16 protein-coding genes and 2 pseudogenes are annotated in these 17,803 nt (G+C 70.0%); 10 read left to right on the top strand and 8 right to left on the bottom strand.

Annotated features, from left to right (window positions below):
- The first annotated feature begins 149 nt into the window (after positions 1-149).
- The gene (locus tag ACIBEI_RS07025) at positions 150-881 is read left to right on the top strand and encodes a TetR/AcrR family transcriptional regulator (RefSeq protein WP_398885863.1); all 732 of its coding nucleotides are present in this window, start codon (positions 150-152) and stop codon (positions 879-881) included.
- Between the two features lie 51 nt (positions 882-932).
- A complete protein-coding gene (locus ACIBEI_RS07020; RefSeq protein ID WP_398885861.1) occupies positions 933-2,102 on the top strand; it encodes an FAD-dependent oxidoreductase in 1,170 nt (389 codons plus the stop codon).
- Positions 2,103-2,138: 36 nt separating this feature from the next.
- On the opposite strand, the gene ACIBEI_RS07015 is transcribed toward ACIBEI_RS07020, so the two are convergent.
- On the bottom strand, positions 2,139-3,329 hold the full coding sequence (locus tag ACIBEI_RS07015; protein WP_398885859.1) for an MFS transporter: 1,191 nt from the start codon (positions 3,327-3,329) through the stop codon (positions 2,139-2,141).
- Between the two features lie 44 nt (positions 3,330-3,373).
- Between ACIBEI_RS07015 and ACIBEI_RS07010 the strand changes: the two are divergent.
- Together ACIBEI_RS07010 and ACIBEI_RS07005 are read left to right on the top strand one after the other, a co-directional pair.
- Positions 3,374-3,712 (top strand): annotated as a pseudogene (locus ACIBEI_RS07010) (hypothetical protein); the annotation flags it as partial.
- Positions 3,713-3,832: 120 nt separating this feature from the next.
- The gene (locus ACIBEI_RS07005) at positions 3,833-4,975 is read left to right on the top strand and encodes a DUF4037 domain-containing protein (protein WP_398886327.1); all 1,143 of its coding nucleotides are present in this window, start codon (positions 3,833-3,835) and stop codon (positions 4,973-4,975) included.
- 226 nt (positions 4,976-5,201) lie between these two features.
- Here ACIBEI_RS07005 and ACIBEI_RS07000 read toward each other — a convergent pair whose 3' ends face one another.
- Positions 5,202-5,624 carry an ankyrin repeat domain-containing protein gene (locus ACIBEI_RS07000; protein WP_398885857.1) on the bottom strand — a complete coding sequence of 141 codons (423 nt, stop codon included), beginning with the start codon at positions 5,622-5,624 and terminating at the stop codon, positions 5,202-5,204.
- A 109-nt stretch (positions 5,625-5,733) separates the two neighbouring features.
- On the opposite strand from ACIBEI_RS07000, the gene ACIBEI_RS06995 reads away from it, so the two are divergent.
- The 3 genes from ACIBEI_RS06995 (at position 5,734) to pepN (ending at position 9,590) form a co-directional block, all read left to right on the top strand.
- Complete coding sequence (locus tag ACIBEI_RS06995) at positions 5,734-6,696, top strand: NAD(P)H-dependent flavin oxidoreductase (protein ID WP_398885855.1); 963 nt, start codon at positions 5,734-5,736, stop codon at positions 6,694-6,696.
- Between the two features lie 74 nt (positions 6,697-6,770).
- On the top strand, positions 6,771-6,962 hold the full coding sequence (locus tag ACIBEI_RS06990; RefSeq protein WP_398885853.1) for a hypothetical protein: 192 nt from the start codon (positions 6,771-6,773) through the stop codon (positions 6,960-6,962).
- 138 nt (positions 6,963-7,100) lie between these two features.
- Positions 7,101-9,590: an aminopeptidase N gene (gene pepN / locus ACIBEI_RS06985; protein ID WP_398885851.1), complete on the top strand. Its 2,490-nt coding sequence runs from the start codon at positions 7,101-7,103 to the stop codon at positions 9,588-9,590.
- Between the two features lie 80 nt (positions 9,591-9,670).
- On the opposite strand, the gene ACIBEI_RS06980 is transcribed toward pepN, so the two are convergent.
- Complete coding sequence (locus ACIBEI_RS06980; RefSeq protein WP_398885849.1) at positions 9,671-10,396, bottom strand: alpha/beta fold hydrolase; 726 nt, start codon at positions 10,394-10,396, stop codon at positions 9,671-9,673.
- Positions 10,397-10,555: 159 nt separating this feature from the next.
- Here ACIBEI_RS06980 and ACIBEI_RS06975 point away from each other — a divergent pair, with 159 nt between their 5' ends.
- Positions 10,556-11,389: a helix-turn-helix domain-containing protein gene (locus ACIBEI_RS06975; RefSeq protein ID WP_398885847.1), complete on the top strand. Its 834-nt coding sequence runs from the start codon at positions 10,556-10,558 to the stop codon at positions 11,387-11,389.
- A gap of 7 nt (positions 11,390-11,396) precedes the next feature.
- Here ACIBEI_RS06975 and ACIBEI_RS06970 read toward each other — a convergent pair whose 3' ends face one another.
- Genes ACIBEI_RS06970 through ACIBEI_RS06950 form a run of 5 tightly spaced genes read right to left on the bottom strand, consistent with a single transcriptional unit; the run spans position 11,397 to position 15,018 of the window.
- Entirely contained in the window at positions 11,397-12,317 is a 921-nt protein-coding gene (locus ACIBEI_RS06970) for an ABC transporter permease (protein WP_398885845.1), read from the bottom strand.
- Entirely contained in the window at positions 12,314-13,060 is a 747-nt protein-coding gene (locus ACIBEI_RS06965; protein WP_398885843.1) for an ABC transporter ATP-binding protein, read from the bottom strand. The genes ACIBEI_RS06970 and ACIBEI_RS06965 overlap by 4 nt, the downstream gene beginning before the upstream one ends.
- The gene (locus tag ACIBEI_RS06960) at positions 13,057-14,382 is read right to left on the bottom strand and encodes a hypothetical protein (RefSeq protein WP_398885841.1); all 1,326 of its coding nucleotides are present in this window, start codon (positions 14,380-14,382) and stop codon (positions 13,057-13,059) included. The genes ACIBEI_RS06965 and ACIBEI_RS06960 overlap by 4 nt, the downstream gene beginning before the upstream one ends.
- The gene (locus tag ACIBEI_RS06955) at positions 14,369-14,752 is read right to left on the bottom strand and encodes a hypothetical protein (RefSeq protein WP_398885839.1); all 384 of its coding nucleotides are present in this window, start codon (positions 14,750-14,752) and stop codon (positions 14,369-14,371) included. The genes ACIBEI_RS06960 and ACIBEI_RS06955 overlap by 14 nt, the downstream gene beginning before the upstream one ends.
- Complete coding sequence (locus ACIBEI_RS06950; protein ID WP_398885837.1) at positions 14,749-15,018, bottom strand: hypothetical protein; 270 nt, start codon at positions 15,016-15,018, stop codon at positions 14,749-14,751. Before ACIBEI_RS06950 ends, ACIBEI_RS06955 begins: the two co-directional genes overlap by 4 nt.
- A gap of 79 nt (positions 15,019-15,097) precedes the next feature.
- Between ACIBEI_RS06950 and ACIBEI_RS06945 the strand changes: the two are divergent.
- Both ACIBEI_RS06945 and ACIBEI_RS06940 read left to right on the top strand, forming a co-directional pair.
- Positions 15,098-15,796 (top strand): annotated as a pseudogene (locus tag ACIBEI_RS06945) (response regulator transcription factor); the annotation flags it as partial.
- A gap of 139 nt (positions 15,797-15,935) precedes the next feature.
- The gene (locus ACIBEI_RS06940; protein ID WP_398885835.1) at positions 15,936-17,723 is read left to right on the top strand and encodes a sensor histidine kinase; all 1,788 of its coding nucleotides are present in this window, start codon (positions 15,936-15,938) and stop codon (positions 17,721-17,723) included.
- Positions 17,724-17,803 lie beyond the last annotated feature (80 nt).

The raw sequence follows: 17,803 nt of genomic DNA, 5'->3' as shown, positions 1-17,803 counted from the left end.
GCCCGGACCGGGACCGGAATGGCTCGTGGATTTCGACGTCGACGAGTTGCCGGCGGCACCTGAGCACGTCCTGGGCGCATCTGGAAGTTCGCGACGAACACGTTCGTCACGAACTTGTTTCTCACGAACATGTTCGTTATGTTGGTGGTGTGACAGAACGACGTAGAACACCGACCAGCAGGCGGGAGCGTCCGGCGAAGCCGGCGCTGACCCGCGAAGGGATCATTGCGACCGCGGTCGCCCTGATGCGGGCCGAAGGGCTGGAGAAGGTGACCATGCGGCTCCTGGCGCAGGAGCTGGACACCGGCCCGGCCTCGCTGTACGTGTACGTGGCCAACACCGCCGAACTGCACGCGGCCGTTCTGGACGAACTGCTCGGCGAGGTCGACCTGGACCCCGCCGAGGACGAGGGTGACTGGCGCGATCGGCTCGCGGGGGTACTGACCTCGTACTCCGACATGCTCTTCGAGCACCCGGCGCTGGCCCGCTCGGCCCTGACCGCCCGCCCCAGCGGCGAGCACTACCTGCGGCTGCTTGAGCGCCTGCTGGCCCTCCTTGACGAGGGCGGTGTACCGCGCACGCAGGCAGCCTGGGGCGTGGACGTGCTGCTGCAGTTCGCCACTGCCACCGCGGCCGAGCAGTCCACCCGTAGACAGGCCCCAGAGGCCGAGGAGGAATGGGACGCCCTGACCCGTGTCATCCACGGCGTCGATGTGAGAACCCACCCCCACGTCCACACCCTGGCGACAAGCCTCCTGACCGGCTCGCCCGAGGACCGCATGACCTGGTGTCTTCAGGCGCTGATCAACGGCATCGCCCACACCCCGACTCCCACACCCACCGCCACTCCGACACGGGACACCGACCGCGCCGACAGCTGAACCCTCCCCACCGCCTCGACCAGTACAACTCGACCAGTACAAGGAGCAGCCATGAATGACAGCAGTTCCACCCGGCCCACCCGGCACCACCCCGTCGCGATCATCGGAGGCGGCCTCGGCGGCCTCACACTGGCTCGCGTACTGCACGTCAGCGGCATCGAGGCGACCGTCTTCGACCTGGAAGCATCACCCGAGGTCCGCACTCAGGGCGGCATGCTCGACATCCACGAGGACTCCGGCCAGGCCGCGCTGCGCGCCGCGGACCTGTACGACGAATTCCGCAAGCTGATCCATCCCGGCGGCCAGGCGATGCGCCTCGTCGACCCACAGGGCACGGTGCATCTGGCGGAGGAGGACGACGGCAACGGCGACCGTCCCGAAGTGGATCGCGGGCAGCTGCGCGACCTGCTGCTGGACTCGCTTCCGGCGGACACGATTCGCTGGGGCAAGCGGGCGACCGGCGCTCAGGTACTGGAGCACGGCCGCCACGAGGTGACCTTCGGCGACGGCACGTCGATCACCACCGATCTGCTCGTCGGCGCGGACGGTGCATGGTCGCGGATCCGTCCCCTTGTCTCCGATGCACTCCCCGCCTACACGGGCATCTCCTTCGTCGAGACCGACCTGCTGGAGGCCGCCACCCGCCACCCGGCCCGCGCCGCGCTGGTCGGAAGCGGCTTCTTCATCTGCCTCGGCGACCACAAAGGTTTCCTGGCGCACAACGAGTCAGACGGCAGCATCCACGTCTACACCGCAGTCAGGGCGGCCGAGGACTGGCTCGACACCATCGACTTCACCGACACGGGGGCCGCGAAGAAGGAAGTCCTCGCCCACTTCGACGGCTGGCACGAGGACCTGCGCGCGCTGATCGCCGACTCCGACGGCCCCGCGGTACCTCGCCGTATCCACGCCCTGCCCGTCGGCCACCGCTGGGACCACCAAGCCGGTGTCACCCTCCTCGGCGACGCCGCGCACCTCATGTCCCCCTTCGCAGGGGAGGGAGCCAACCTGGCCATGCTCGACGGTGCCCGGCTCGGGCGGGCGATCGCCGACCACCCCGGCGACACCGAGTCCGCCCTCACGGCCTACGAACAGGAACTCTTCCCTCGCAGCGAGGCGTCCGCCACCGACTCCGCCGCCAGCCTGGAGATGATGTTCGGCGACAACGCTCTGCAGGGTCTCCTCGACCAGTTCGCCTCCCACCCTCACGCCGACAACTGACGCTGCCCGCAGCACCCCCGGGGGAGAGCCCACACCTCACGTCCTCGTTCGTGCCGGTCGCAGGAGCAAGTAGACGCCGGCGGTCGAGACCAGGACCGTCATGCAGGCGATGAACACCAGCCCCGCGTCCTCCAGGCCGATCGGACCCGTCAGTACTCCCACACCGATCACCGGCACGGAGATGCCCGCGTAGGCCACCACGAACAGTGTCGAGATCACTGACGCCCGGCGGTCCGCGGGAGACGCCCGGGCCACCGCGGACAGCGCCCCGCGAAACGCCAGCCCCTGCCCGACCCCGCCGACGACCGCGCTGAGCACCACCAGCGAGAGCAGGTCCCAGTGCAGCGCGCCCGCGAGCAGCGCCAGTCCGGCGAGGAGCCCGGCGCAGCCCAGCGGCAACGACCGTTCCAACCCGACCCGGCCGACCAGCAGTTGCCCGGCGGTCGACGAGAAGAAAGCGAGCGCGACGACGAGGCCGCTCACCGCGTGGTTGTCCACGTCCAGGGACTCCGCGAGGAACGCCGGGCTGACCGACGTGAACACCCCGAACAGCGCGAACCCGACGAACGAGGCGATCGCCGCGGGCCCGAACACCTTCCGCACCGGCGCGGGCACACCGGGCCGCTGCGGCCGTACCGTGCTCAGAGGCCGCCGCTCGCGCACGGCCTCCGGCAGCCACAGCAGGACGGCGGCCGAGCCGGTCACCAGCGCAAGGTGCACGACGAACGGCAGGTACAGCGGCCAGGGGGCGTACTGAGCGAGGATCCCGGCGAGCAACGGACCGCAGCCCAGCCCACCCATGTTGGCGGCGGTCGCCACGAACGTGGCCCGGGACGTACCGCCGTCCGGTGCCAGCTCGATCACGTACACCGTGGCAGCCCCGGTGAAGAGACCGGCGGACAGTCCCGAGAACAACCGCCCCACATACAGCCAGCCCAGCCCAGTGGCACACAGGAAGCAGACGGCGCTGGCCGCCGCGAATCCCAGGCCCCAGAGCAGCACCGGCCGCCTGCCCACGGCATCCGAGACGTTGCCCGTCAGCAGCAGCACGGCGATGACCGCGAAGGCGTACACGGCGTACACGACGGTCACCGTCAGCTCGGAGAACCCGAACTTCTCCTGGTAGAGGCCGTAGAGAGGGGTCGGCAGCGTGGTGCCGGCCATGCACACGGCGAACACCGCTCCGCTGAGCAAACACTCACGCCACCCTCGGCGATCACCGTCCATGCCGCCGACGGTAGTCCCGGCGGCCTGCCGGGCACCGGCGCGGCGTGCCCGACGCGCCGCCAACACGGAAAAGTGGCGGACGCCCAGGAGCGCCCTCCCCGGGGTCGATCGGTGCCCTGGAGACGCAACGCCGCGGCGCGGTCGACGGCCGACCGGGCTTCTTCTGGCGGCCGGGCTGCATGTACTGCCTGCGACTGCACCTACGGTTGGGCCGCAGCGTCCGCCAGTTGCATCGGGTCGACATCTGGCGTGGCGCAGATGGAGCAGCCGTGGTGAGGGCGGCCAGCGACGGCGATGAGACCGTGCCGACTGTCGTCGTGGCGGGCCGGCCGCACGTCAACCCGGATCCTGAACGGGTGCGCGGACAGCTATCCCCTGGCGCGTGGTCGGGGGCGGTGCCACATCGGAGAGGCGTCCGCAGGCACCCGAAAGATCGTCAGCCCTGCCGTTGGGCGTGGAAAAGCCTTCGACCGGCGGTACGCCGATCCGGCACCCTCCACGGCATGACCAAGCCGTCCTTCAAGCCGTCCTTCAAGCCGTCCTTCGAGCCGTCCTTCATCCCCGGACTGGAACTCTCCCGCCACTTCTACTTCGAAGCTGTACGGCCCCTGCTGGACGAGTTCGTCCCCGGAGTTGCGCACTCCGCCGCCCGGCTGGGCAGCGGCTCGGAAGTCCTCGGATTCGACACCGCCCGCTCCGCCGACCACGAGTGGGGCCCCCGCCTGCAGCTCTTCCTGCACCCGCAGGACGTCGCCCGTCATGGTGCGACGATCACAGAACTGCTCTCCGAACGCCTGCCGAAGAGCTTTCGCGGCTACCCGACGCACTTCGCACCGGCCGGCGAAGCGGACATCGGGGTCATGCAGACGACCGACGGGCCGGTCCATCACCGGGTCGAAGTCACGGACCTCGGCGCCTGGTTCACCGCGCAACTGGGCTTCGACCCGCGTAAGGACATCACACCGGCGGACTGGCTGGCCACGCCCACCCAACTGCTCGCCGAGGTCACCGGCGGTGCCGTCTTCCACGACGGAGTCGGCCGGCTCGCGCCGGCACGCGCAGCCCTCGACTGGTACCCCCACGATCTCTGGCTCTACGTACTCGCCTGCCAGTGGCAGCGCATCTCCCAGGAGGAAGCCTTCGTCGGCCGTTGCGGCGAAGTGGGCGACGAGCTCGGCTCCGCCGTCGTCACCGGCCGCCTGGTACGCGATGTGATGCGGCTCTGCCTGCTCATGGACCGCCGCTATCCGCCCTACAGCAAATGGCTCGGCAGCGCCTTCGCCCGCCTCCCTCAGGCGTCCTCCCTCACCCCCGTCCTCACCGCGGCCCTCGCCGCCACCGACTGGCACATCCGCGAGCACCACTTGACCCGCGCCTACGAGATCATCGCGGCCACGCACAACCAGCTCGGCCTCACCGACCCCGTCGACCCCACCACGCGGCCGTACCACAGCAGACCGTTCCAGGTGCTGCACGCCGAACGCTTCACCGAGGCGCTGATCGCCCGCATCACCGACCCGACGATCGGCTCCCTGTCGACGGTCGGTGCCGTGGACCAGTTCATCGACAGCACCGACGTCCTCAGCCGCCCGGAACTGACACGCGCGGCGACCCACGTAACGGTGTCTGAGCCGCCACCTGCGTAGTGCGGTCCGAAGGACAAGCTGAGTTCCGGCAACACCGGAAAGGCAGACCTGCACGCGACGATCTGCCGTGCTGCTCGGGCCTACGCCTGGGCGAGCTTCGCCAGCAGTGACAGAGAGTTTCGCCAGGCCATGGAACTGGTGGCGGCGTCTTCCAGCGCGCCGCTCTCGGCGGCAGATGCACCGAGCCGCAGGTGCACCGAGCCGAGTTGGTCCGTCGGCGGCGGGGCTACGTGTTTGCCGCTCCCGCTTTCCTGAGGAGTTCGGCCGTCTCGGTGTGGGGGCCGATGTTCGCCCACTGCAGGGGGGAGCGGCCTGTGCCGTGATCTTCATGCAGGTTCGGATCGGCGCCGTGCGCCAGAAGTTCGCGCACCGTCTCGGCGTGCCCCCAGCATGCGGCCGCGCACAACGGCGTGCCGTCCGAGCCGAGTCCGCTGCTCTCGGCGTCGGGGGCGGCTCCGGCCGTCAGGAGCAGGCGGGCGATCTCTGCTTCTCCGTTCACGGATGCCACGTACAGAGGAGTGGTGCCCTCGCTGTCTCCTTGCTCCGGGTCGGCTCCGGCCCGCAATGCCGCCTGCACGCGGGCGGTGTCACCCGCCAGAATCGCTGCGAATAGTTGGCGGGAGAGCTTCTTCCACTGCCGATGGTTCATGAGTGCCGAGGCTAACGACCGGGTGCGCGGCGGGGCCAGTCATATCCACTTCGCTCGCCCCGCGGCAAGTGATGTTCGCGGGGGCGAGTTGAGGGGGATGAAGGCTGCCATGGGACTGTCGACTCGGTTCACGGAGTTGCTCGGTGTGCAGCACCCGATCGCGCTGGCGCCGATGGGAGGATCGGCCGGTGGTGCGCTGGCGGCGGCCGTGTCTCGTGGCGGTGGGCTCGGCATGCTGGGCTCCGCGAACGGGGACCCGGAGTGGCTGGCCCGCGAGCTGCCGCTCATTGCCGAGGCCGCCGGGAAGCCGTGGGGTATCGGGTTTCTGACCTGGCAGATCGACGTCGAAGCGATCGAGCGGGCGCTTGAACACCGGCCCAGGGCAGTGATGTTGTCCTTCGGGGACCCGAGCCCGTTCGTTGAGCGCATCCGCGCGTCGGACACGGTGCTGATCATTCAGGTGACCGACCTGGAAGAGGCCAGGCAGGCGGTTGACCTGGGCGCCGATGTCATCGTGGCGCAGGGCACCGAGAGCGGCGGGCACGGGGCCCGGCAAGGGCGTTCCACCCTGCCCTTCGTGCCGGTCGTGGTGGATCTGGCAGCACCCGTGCCCGTACTGGCGGCCGGCGGGATCGCCGACGGCCGCGGGGTGGCGGCGGCCCTGGCGTTGGGCGCGGCGGGGGCGCTCGTCGGCACACGCTTCCAAGCCACGACCGAGGCCCTTGTGGATCCCTCGACCGCCAAGGCGATCGTCGAGGGACACGGCGAGGACACCGAGCGCAACAGGGTGCTCGACATCGCCCGAGGCTCCCGGTGGCCGTCGAAGTACACCGCCCGCACCCTCGGCCACCGCTACCTCGACCGGTGGCGGGGCAGGGAAGCCGAACTCGCCGCGGATCCCAGGGCGAGGCAGGACTACGAACACGACGTGGCGCAGGGCGAGATCCCCTCACTGCCCATGTGGGCGGGCGAGGCGGTCGACCTCATCAACGACCTGCCATCCGCGGCTGATCTCGTCGCCACCCTGGCCGCGCAGGCCGAAGACGCTCTCAACCGTGCCGGAAGACTCTGATCGGACCGGTCGGCCATCCGGCGGCGCGCAGGCAACAGCCCTCCCAGGCTGCTCGTCGGTCTCTCTCGCGGAAGGTGAACGTTCGCGGAAAGCAGGCCTCCAGCCCCGACGTCTTCATCGCCGAGATCGACACGGTCTTCGACGGGGACGGGGACGGGGAGGGAGACGGAGAGGACGTGACTGTCTCGCTGGTACAGATCTTCCGCATCCGTGACGGGAAGATCGCCCGGCTGCGCGACTACTTCGCGCCGGAGTTGGTGAGTTGAGTACGTCGACGTTCCCGAGCGGGTGTCGCCAGTGGCTGCTGCCAGGCACCCGAAGCCCGTTCGGCATGCCGAAAAAATCTGCGCCCGCAGCCGTCCTCCGTCGTACGCTGACGCCCGCTGTCTGACGAGGGAGGACGCATGGAGATCCGGAGCCTGACCCGTACCGAAGCCGAGCGCCGGGGTGCGCTGTTGGAGGTCGAGCGGTACGACGTGGACATCGACCTCACCGGCCTGGCCGACGGGCCGGAGGTTCGGTGTGTGTCCACCGTTACCTTCAGCTGTCGCGAGCCGGGCGCGGAGACCTTCGTGGACTGTGCGGCGGAGGTGCGGAGCGCCACGCTGAACGGCGGATCCCTCACCCCCACCGCGGACGGCCGGATCGCGCTACCCACGCTCGCCGGGCACAACGTTCTGCGCGTCGAGAGCGTCCAGGCCGACACAACCACGGGCCAGGGCGTGCACAGGGCGATCGACCCCGCGGACGGCGAGGTCTACGTGTGGATGAGTTTCGAACCGGACGAGGCCCGCTTCGTCTGGGCGTGCTTCGACCAACCCGACCTCAAGGCACCGCACGCCTTCTCCGTCACGGCCCCGCCCACGTGGACCGTCACCAGCAACTCCGGCGACCCGCGCATAGAGGAACTGGAGTCGGCACGCCGCTGGACCTTCCCGGACACCCCGCCGCTGTCGACGTACAACACCGTCGTCAACGCGGGCCCCTTCCACGAGATCCGCCGCGATGCCGACGGCTACGACCTGGGCCTCTACGCCCGCCGCTCCCTCGCTCCGATTCTCGAGCGTGACGCGGACGAACTCTTCACCGTAACCCGTCAGGGCCTCGCCTTCTTCGGCGAGGCCTTCGCGATGCCGTTCCCGCAGCGCAAGTACGACCAGGTGTTCGTGCCCGAGTTCGGCGGGGCGATGGAGAACTACGGCTGTGTGACCTGGTCGGACGCGTTCCTGCGGCGGGCCACGCCGACGCCCGCCGAGAGCGAGCTGCTCGCGAAGGTGCTGCTGCACGAGATGGCGCACATGTGGTTCGGCAACATCGTCACCATGCGGTGGTGGGACGACCTGTGGCTGAACGAGGCGTTCGCGGAGTTCGCCTGTCACTGGGCCGCCGAGCGCGCCACCCGGTACACCGACGCGTGGGCGAGCCACCTGGCAGGCGGCAAGCTCAGGGCGTACCTCTCCGATCAGGGTCCCGTCTCTCACCCGATCCACCAGCCGATCCACGACGTCGCCCAGGCCGCGTCGATCTTCGACAACATCACGTATCCCAAGGGCGCCTCAGTCCTCCAGCAGCTCATGACGTATGTCGGCGAAGAGCGCTTCAGGGTTGGCATGACCGCCTACTTCGCGCGTCACGCGTGGGGCAGCGCCACGCTCCAGGACCTGATCGACGCTCTCTCCGAGGCAAGTGGGCGGGACCTGGACACCTGGCGGACGGCCTGGCTCGCGAGGGCGGGCACCGACCGTTTCTCACTGGAACGCGAGGGCGACACCGTCACGTTGGTGGCCGCCGACACCCCGCGCCCGCAGGTGCTGGCGGTGGGCGCGTACAGCAGACGCGGCAGGAACGGCGGCAACGGCAGCGACGGCGGGAACAACGACACGAACGGTGAAGCCTTGGTGCGCCGGGCGCTCGTGCGCGTCGAGGTCACGCAGACCCGCACTCCGGTCACCGGCCTCCCGAACCGGGCGGACCTCGACGTTCTGCTGATCAACGACGAGGACCTGACCTTCGCCACGACCCGCCCCGACCCCGCGACCAGGGACGCCTTCTTCCGCTCGGCGGCACAACTGCCCACGGCCATCTCCCGAGGAGTGGCCACGGCGACCGTGTGGGACATGCTGACCACCGGCGAGGCCACGGCGGCGGAAGCCGGTGGGTGCATCACCGCTGTCCTCACCGCCGAGACGTCCGACGCCGTGATCGAGCCCTGTCTGACCCTCGCCGCGAACATCGCCGAACTGTGGGCGCCGGAAGGCGAACGCGCCGGACTGACGGCGGCGGTGGCGGAGGCCTGCCGACGCCTCGCAACGGACCCCGGCCGTCGCCAGGTCGCCCTGCGCGGACTGGCTCGGACCGCGACGAAACCGGACGACCTGACGTGGCTCCGCGAACAGGCCGGCGACGACGTGGACCTGCTCTGGCGAGCGCTGGTCCGCGAGGCGGAACTGGGCGGGGACGTCTCCTCGGAGAGCGCCCTCCTGCTGGAACGCGACCCGGACCCCGACGCCTGGGTCCGCGCCCTCACCGTACGGGCCGCCCTGCCGGACCCCGCCGCGAAGGCAGAGGTCTGGCAGCAGCTGGCCGTGGACCGTGCGGTGCCCGTCAACTCGGTCGGCCAGGTGGCCGCGGCGTTCTGGCGCCCTGGCCAGGACGCCCTGTTGACGCCCTACACCCAGCGCTACCTGGACTTGATTCCGCACCTGCATCGAGGCGGGATGATCCCGGCGATGGTCTTCGCAGGCCAGCTCTTCCCACCGCATGCCATCGACCCCACGTACATCGAGGAGGCCCAGAAGGCGTCCCACGAGGCGGCCCCGGTGGTTCGCAACACCATCCTGGAACGCTCGGACACGGTACGGCGGATGCTCCATTCCCGAACCGGGACGACCTGACCCGTCAAGGCGGAGCGCTCCGACGGACTGGGTGACCGGGTGACCGGGTGAGCGGGTCGCCGGGTCAGCGGGTCAGCGGGTCAGCCGAGCTTGAGCAGTAGTTCGGCGAGCCCGACCGGCATGGTGACCATGCAGTCGTGGCCGGTCGCCAGTTCCCACACCTGGGCCGGTTCGCCGTTGGGCTGTGTCGTGGGGACGGGGCGCCGGTCGAAGCCGTCCGGCTTGCCGACAGTGCAGTGGATGTGGGTCCGCGGGATCGCGTTCATGGCCGGGTTGTCGAGTCGGACCGGTTGTTGGAGGCAGCGCACCGGCTGGTCCGACAGCATCGAGCGCAGCCAAGCCACGTCCGCCGGGTCGGTGACGCCGAACAGGCCGGAGGGCGGGGGCAGTTCGGGCGGTGGCGGAACCCGCCAACCGCTGTCGGACTGCACGGCGAGGTCGATCAGGGCCTGGGTCACGGGCAGGACATCGGCCGCGCTCTCGCCGTCCTCCGGCACCATCGCATCGAGGTAGACCAGACGCGCGATCCGGTCCGGCACCTGGTTGGCGGCGGACGAGATGACCAGCCCGGCGTAGCTGTGTCCCACGAGGGTCACCTCGGTGAGGTTCTCTTCGACGATCAGCTCGACGATGTCGTCGACATGGGTGTCGAGCCCTACCTCGGGGCCGAGCAGGTGCGCCTTGTCGCCGTAGCCGGTCAGCGACGGCGTGAGCACCCGATGCCCGGCCGACTCCAGCAAAGGGACCACCCGCCGCCAGCACTCTCCGCTGTGCCAGGCACCGTGTACCAGCAGATACGTCGACATGTTCGCGCTCCTCGCAGTGCTTGTCCGCGCGCTACAGGCGGGCGGTGAAGTGGGTCGCCGGCCACGCTGCCGCCCAGGTTCCGACCGGGCCAGGGCCCCCGCGATCCTGGGGGTGACAGGACCAGGCACGCGCGCAACCGGGCAAATTACAGTGGACGGATGACGGACGGACCGAACCTGCTGGGCGACTACGTGCGTGCCCGCCGTGAGCTGGTGGCTCCCGAACAGGTCGGTATCCCCGCCATGGGGGTACGGCGCGTACCGGGTCTGCGCCGGGAGGAGGTCGCGATGCTCGCCGGTATCAGCGTCGACTACTACCTGCGCCTGGAACAGGGCCGCGACCGCAACCCCTCCGTGCAGGTCCTCGAGTCCCTCGCCCGCGTGTTGCGGCTCGACGACGACGCGACGGCATACCTGCTGCGCCTCGGCGCCGACAAGCCCCGACGGCGCCAACGCCGACGCCGGAAAGAGACCGTCCCTCCGGGCGTCGCCAACCTCGTCGCCATGCTCCCGCTGCCCGCCACGGTCGAGGGCCGCTACTTCGACGTACTCGCCGCCAACGCTTTGGCGACCGCCCTGTCCCCGCGTCTCGTGGTGGGAGCCAACCGGCTGCGGGACGTGTTCCTCGACCCCGCCGAGCAGGCTCTCCATCCGGACTGGGAGAACGCCACCGCGGGCATGGTCGCCGGGTTCCGGGAGTCCGTCGGCACCGACACGGACGACCCCCGAGTCGTCGAACTCGTCGGCGAACTCTGTCTCGCCAGCCCCCTCTTCAGCCGGCTCTGGGCCCGCCACGACGTGGAGGCGTGCGAAGGCGCATCCAAGTACATGGACCACCCTCAGGTCGGTGGCCTGCGGTTGAACCGGGAGAGGCTGGGCATCGGCGGCGCGGCCGGCCAGATGCTTGTCGTCTACCACCCGGACCCCGGCACCGACAACGCCGACAAACTGGCCCTGCTCGCCTCCGCCATACAGATGCCGGTCCGGACGTGACGAGCCGCTAGACGGTGGCCAGTGCCTCCGTAGGAGTGAGCCGGGCCGCTCTGACCGAGGGGTAGACGCCGGCCACCACCCCGATCACCACGGCACCTCCCACCCCGCTCAGCACAGCCGCCGCGGGGACGACCGGAGGCCAGTCGTGCCAGGACGCGTAGCCGACCGTGGCGGGGAGAACATCCCGGACGGCCTCGACCTGGGACTCCCGCGCTTTGACGTAGATCACCGTGGGGTGGCCGTCGAACTTCAGTGTGTCGCGGGCGGTCTGCCAGTCGACGAACACCGCCCGGTCCAGGTCGGGGGAGAGCGGTGTCTGCCGCAGGATGCCGATGACGGTGAACCAGTGGCCGCCGACGAAGATCTGCTGGTTCCCGGTCACCTGGGGAATGCCGAGCCGGGACGCGGCCACCGAGCCCAGCACCACGGTCGGCAGCCGCTCGGTCGACGAGCCGAGGAAGCGGCCCGACCGCAGTCGGCCGTTGACGGCCTTCAGGAGCCCCGGCCGAGTGGCCAGCACGCTGATTCCGGAGAAGTCACCGGGGTCGACGCGGTCCGAACGGTGCACGCCGGCATGGGTGTTGGCGACCACCCTGACCGAGGTGACCGGGCCGATACGGCGGGCCATCGCGGGGGACTCCTCGGGCAGCAGTACCGGCGGATCCTGGTCGGGGATCGGCTGCGCCCGCAGCATGTCGGTGCCCAGCGCCGAGAGTTCAGCCATCAGGGCCCGCTGGCTCGACGCCGGGATGCCGGTCACCACGATCAGCGTCGCGATACCGATGGAGATGCCCAGGGCGGACAGGGCGGCCCGCACCTGGCGGGTACGGATGCCCAGCAGCCCGAGACCGAGCAGATCGGCCGGGGCGAGCCGGACGGGGCGGGGTCTCTTGCGGCGGTGTGCCGACGCGATTTCGGTTCCGGTCATGCGGGAGCCTTCCGTACCTTCTGAGTGTCCGCGATGGGTGGAGTTCCGGGTCGAGTTTCGGCTCGTGTTCCGGCTCGCGTGTCCGCGACGATGCGCCCGTCCCGGAGTTCCACCGTCCGGGGCAGCCGGGACGCGATGTCGCGGTCATGGGTGATGACGGCGATGGTCGTGCCCTCGTCGTTGAGTGTGCTGAGCAGATCGAGGACGGCGGTGCCGTTCGCGGTGTCCAGGGCACCGGTCGGCTCGTCCGCCAGGACCAGCATGGGCTCATGGACGAGGGCCCGGGCGATCGCCACGCGTTGTCGCTCGCCACCGGAGAGCTGCTGGGGGAGATGACCTGAACGGTGGTCGAGTCCCACCCTCGCCAGTGCCTCCAGCGCGCGCGGCCGACGCGAACGGCGGGCAACACCCGCGTACAGCAGCCCGGTCGCCACGTTTTCCCAGGCGCTCAGTCCGTCGGTGAGATGGAACTGCTGGAACACGAAGCCGAGTTGGCGGCCGCGCAGCGTCGACAGCTCCCGGTCGGAGAGGCTCATGACATCCTCGCCGCCGATCTCGACGGTTCCGGAGGTCGGCCGGCCCAGCGTGCCCATGATGTGCAGCAGGGTGGACTTCCCGGATCCCGACGGGCCGACGATGGCGAGGAGTTCGCCCTCCGCGATCGTCAACGACACGCCGTCCAGGGCCCTGACACCGCCTCCGTATGCCATGCCGACCTCGCGGACGCCGAGTACGGGCGTCATGAGGCGGTCACCACGCGCAGCCCTTCCGAGACGCCCGGACCGCTGACCTCGACCCGGCCCTTGGCGAACAGGCCCGTCTTCACGGGCAGCAGTCGGCCGTCCCGCAGTTGCAGGGCGTAGCCGCCCTCGCTCAGCGCCAGCAGCGCGCCGACCGGCACCACGAGGACGCCTTTCCTGGTGGCCGAGGTGAAGCCGACCCGGACGGAGCCGGAGTCCATATCGCGTACGGGTTCGGCGTCGGCGTCGTCGAGGCCCGCGAGCACTGTGAGTTGGGGCTCGCCGCCTGTGTTCTGTTCCTTGTCCGCGGACTGCGTGTCGCTGCTCAGCGCGGTGATGTGTCCCCGGACGGTGGAGTCGTCCGGCAGGGTCACGGTCACCGCGTCGCCCTTGCCGATGGCGCCGGTCGTGTCCGTCTCCAGGGAGACGGTGACCTGCTTGACGGTGGAGGTGACCGACAGCAGGTCCGCGTCGGCCGCGTCACCGGGCTCCGCCGGCAGACCGCCCACGCGCACGGCACCGGAGAGTACGACCGCGTCCCCCGGCCCCAGCTCGCCGGTCACCGCAGCGTCGGTACGGGACTGCCAGCGCTTGAGCGCGGCGATCACACCCGACGTCAACACGCCATCTCCGCGGCGGACTTGGACGGGTGCGGGTGCGGGGGCGGAGGTGGAGGCGGCAGCGGTCGGCCGGGCCGTGGGCGCTGAGTCCTGGCCGGACTTGCCCGAACCCGAACCCCTGCCGTCCTCGGCGGACCCAACCGAAGCCACATCGGCAGACGCCGACTGACCCTCGGCATCGCCGACCTCGTCCGGAGCCGGCGCCGGAGTCGCCGCCGGACGCGGCCGCACCCAGCTGCCGACCTCCGGCTGCCCTCCGAAGTCGTACCCGAGCCTCCTGAGGTTGTCGACGAGGACCTTCACATCGCGCCCGACCGTGCCCTCGTCACGCAGGGTGCGGTACAGCGGGGTCGATCCGTACAGCAGCGGTACGGGCTTGTCGTTCACTCGGAACAGCTGCTCGCCCCGGGATATCTCCGCCCCGATCCGCGGCAGCCACGTGACCAGGCCCTCCTTGCCGCCGCGTATCACCCGGCTCCGGCCGTGACCGAGGGTTCCGGCCAGGGTCCGGGTGTCGGACAGATCGGCGCGCTCCACCACCGCGGTCGCCACACGCACGCCCTCGTCGGCGGAGGCCTGCGGCTCCTGTCCGTGTCGATCGGTCCAGACGACCGCTCCAGCAGTGACGGCGAGTACCACCGAGGCGCCGCTCACCGTCAGCAGGAGGCGTCGCCGGGGCCGGGGAGTGGCCTCATTTCTTCGCACTGAACGCTTCATTCCGGCAGTCGGCCTCGATCTGGTTGGCCTGCGCCGAACCCGGAGTCACCGGGCCCTGCTCGTCGGCCCAGGTCCATCCGGCGCCGTCGGGAAGGGAGTCCACCTTCAGCCCCTTGTCGTTCATGCAGCGCACCCATGCGCGGAAGTCGTCCTCGTACTCCGGGTTCTTCTTCGGGTCCAGTTCGGGGGGCTGGATGGGGTGCTTCGCCTCGCAGGCCTTGAATTCCTTGGGGTACTCGTCCGCGCCGGCTGCTGGGTTCGCCTTCCCGGGAATGCCCTTGTCTCCCGTGGGCACGCCCTGGTTCTTCAGACAGCTGCTCCAGCTCTGGAAGATCCGGTCCTTCTCGTCATCGCTCATGTCCATCCGCAGCTGGACGCCCTTCTCCGTGCTGGACGCCCTTCTCCGTGCCGGACGCCCTTCTCCGTGCCGGACGGGCTCGCCGAGGCGCTCGCACCACTCGCACCGTCCTTCGTCGCCGGGCTCGTCACCGAGGCCACCTGACCGTCCTTGGCCCTGTCGTCCGGGCCACCGCCGGGTGATTCGCCGCACGCGGACAGCGCGGCCAGGGACAAGGCTGCGGCCACGACCGCCCCCGTACCGGTGAACTGAGGGGTTTTCGTCATCCCCGTACGCTCACGAAGAGATTTGAAGAACTTGTCAGGCCGGTATGAGAGAGCTGTTGAGCCCCGTAGGGTCCGCAGCATGTGCGCACATGTTCTGGTCGCGGAAGACGATCCGAAGCACGCTGAGGTCGTGCGGCGTTATCTGCGGCGGGAGGGCCATTCGGTGGTCGTCGTCCATGATGGGCATGCCGCGATCGAGGAGATCCGCCGCAACCGACCTGATGTGCTGATCCTCGATGTGATGATGCCCCTCGTGGACGGCCTGGACGTGTGCCGTACGGTCCGATGCGAGGCCGAGGACGTGGCGGTACTGATGCTCACGGCACGCTCCATGGAGGAGGATCTGCTGCGCGGGCTCGACCACGGCGCCGACGACTACATGACCAAGCCGTACAGCCCGCGCGAACTGATGGCCCGGATACGTGCACTCCTCAGACGCACCCACCGGTCCGGCTCCGCCGCCGAGGAGGAGTCCGTTCTGCGGGTCGGTGGCCTGGCCGTCGACCCCGTACGCCATGTGGTCGAGGCCGACGGCCGTGAAGTGGAGTGCACACCGGGCGAGTTCGTGATCCTCCAGGCACTGGCCGCCCACCCGGAGCGGGTGTTCAGCCGCCGTCAACTCCTTGCCAGGACCCGGGGGTTCGACCGCTACATCACGGAACGGACCGTGGACGTCCATGTGATGAACCTGCGCAGGAAGATCGAGTCGGATCCGCGCGCACCCGTCCGCCTGCTGACCGTGTACGGCGTCGGATACAAGCTCACCGACGGCAGAAAGCCGACCGGTGATGCCGAGGCAACCGGTGATGCCGAGGCAACCGGTGGCGCCGAGCCGACTCACAGCGCTGAGGCGACCGATTCCACTGAGTTCACCAACGACACCGAGTTCACCGACGGCACCCATCTCAGCGACGGCCGTGCCGCGCTCTAGGCGGGCCGACGCCGAGCGGGTTCCGCCGCACCGCAGTCTCCTGGTACGTCTGCTCGCCACGTCCGTCCTGATCGCCGTCTGCGCGATCGCGGCCACCGCGTGGCTCACCGTACGCACCACCACCGGTGCGATCCGCCAGGAGCAGGGCCGCATCCTGGCCGACGACACCCAGGTCTACGACGCTCTGGTGGGCCGCGCGGCAACCCATCGGACCTGGTCCCAAGTGGAAAGCCTGGTGGGGGAGTTGGCGTCGCGCACCGGGCGGCGGATCGCGCTGACGACCCGCGACCGCCGGACGATCGCCGACTCCGATCCGAAGGCGCCGCTGCCCGACCGGGTGTCCGCGGTCGTCGACCCGTTGCGCGTCGCACCGGCCGGGAGCACGGACACCGATCACATCGACCCGCGTGTCATCGGCCCCTACCGGCTCACCGCCGACGGCCGCGCGGAACTGCGCAGCGCCGCCGACCGGCTCCAGGCCTGTCTGAACCGGTACGGAGCACCCGCGAAGCGCACCTACCAGCCAAGCGGTCGCCCGGTGTTCCGGATCGGCAACGACGACGCCGTCGGATACAAGATCGTCGTCCTCTGTCCGACGGTCAAGCTGGACACCCCGACGGAGACGGAGCGGAAGGCTCTCGGCCGCCTCAACGCCCTTGTGTCGAAGTGCCTGCGTGACCGGCACGAGCCGCCCGTCGGCGTCGGCCTCGACTTCATCGCCACCACCCCCACGGCGCAGGACTGTGTGGACACCGCCCGGCGCGAGCAGCTCGCCCCGTACGTGGCGCCGCCCGCCCTCCTGTTCATCGGTGACGCCCAGGCGTCCACCGTGGCGTCCGTGGGACTCGACCTCTCACCGGCCAACACCACGCGGATCGCCGGGGTGACCGGTCTCGTCCTCGTCCTGACCGTGTGTATGACCGTGCTGGTCGGCCTTCGGCTGGTCCGGCCGCTGCGTGCGCTGACCGCCGCGGCCCGTGGTCCGGGGGACCGGCACGCCCGCGTACCCGTCACCACCAACGAGGAGATCGGCCGGCTCGCCTCGGCCTTCAACGACCTCTCCGCGCGGCGCGAGCACGCCGAGGAACAGCGCAAGGCGATGGTCAGCGACATCGCCCACGAGCTTCGCAGCCCGCTCAACAACATCCGGGTCTGGCTGGAGGCCGCGGAGGACGGAGTCGCCGAGCCCGACGACCGGTTCACCACCTCGCTCCTGGAGGAGGCGCTGCAACTGCAGCACCTCATCGACGACTTGCAGGACCTCGCCGCAGCCGACGCGGGTGTGCTGGGGCTGCACCGCGAGGACGTCTTCGTACGTGACCTCCTCCACCAGGTCGCGACAGCACACCGTGCCGCGGCGGACTCGGCCGGAGTCACCCTCACTGTCCGCACGGAAGACGATCCGAAGCTGTACGCCGACCCGGTACGCATCCGTCAGGTGATCGGCAACCTGGTGTCGAACGCGGTACGCCACACGGCGGCACGGGGCAGTGTCGAACTGCGCGCGGTCGGCGCGGAGTCAGAGGTGAGCATCGAGGTCAGGGACACCGGCCATGGCATCGAGCCGGAGGAACTGCCGTATGTCTTCGACCGTTTCTGGCGGGCGGAGAAGTCCCGCAACCGCTCCACCGGCGGCAGCGGGCTCGGCCTGGCCATCGTCCGCCAGCTCACCCACGCCCACGACGGGACGGTCACGGTCCACAGCACTCCGGGGGCCGGCACGGTCTTCGGAGTGACGCTGCCTGTCGTACGTGCGGACAGGCAGACGAGCTGACTGACTCGGACCCCCTCCGCACGAGGCGACATGGAAGCCGGGCCCGGGTCAGGAACCGGGCCCGGCTTCGGATCAGGTCG

The sequence above is a fragment of the Streptomyces sp. NPDC050988 genome, from assembly GCF_044456225.1.
In the GTDB taxonomy this organism is placed as follows: Bacteria; Actinomycetota; Actinomycetes; order Streptomycetales; family Streptomycetaceae; genus Streptomyces.
This window is presented reverse-complemented; position numbering and strand designations above follow the sequence as displayed.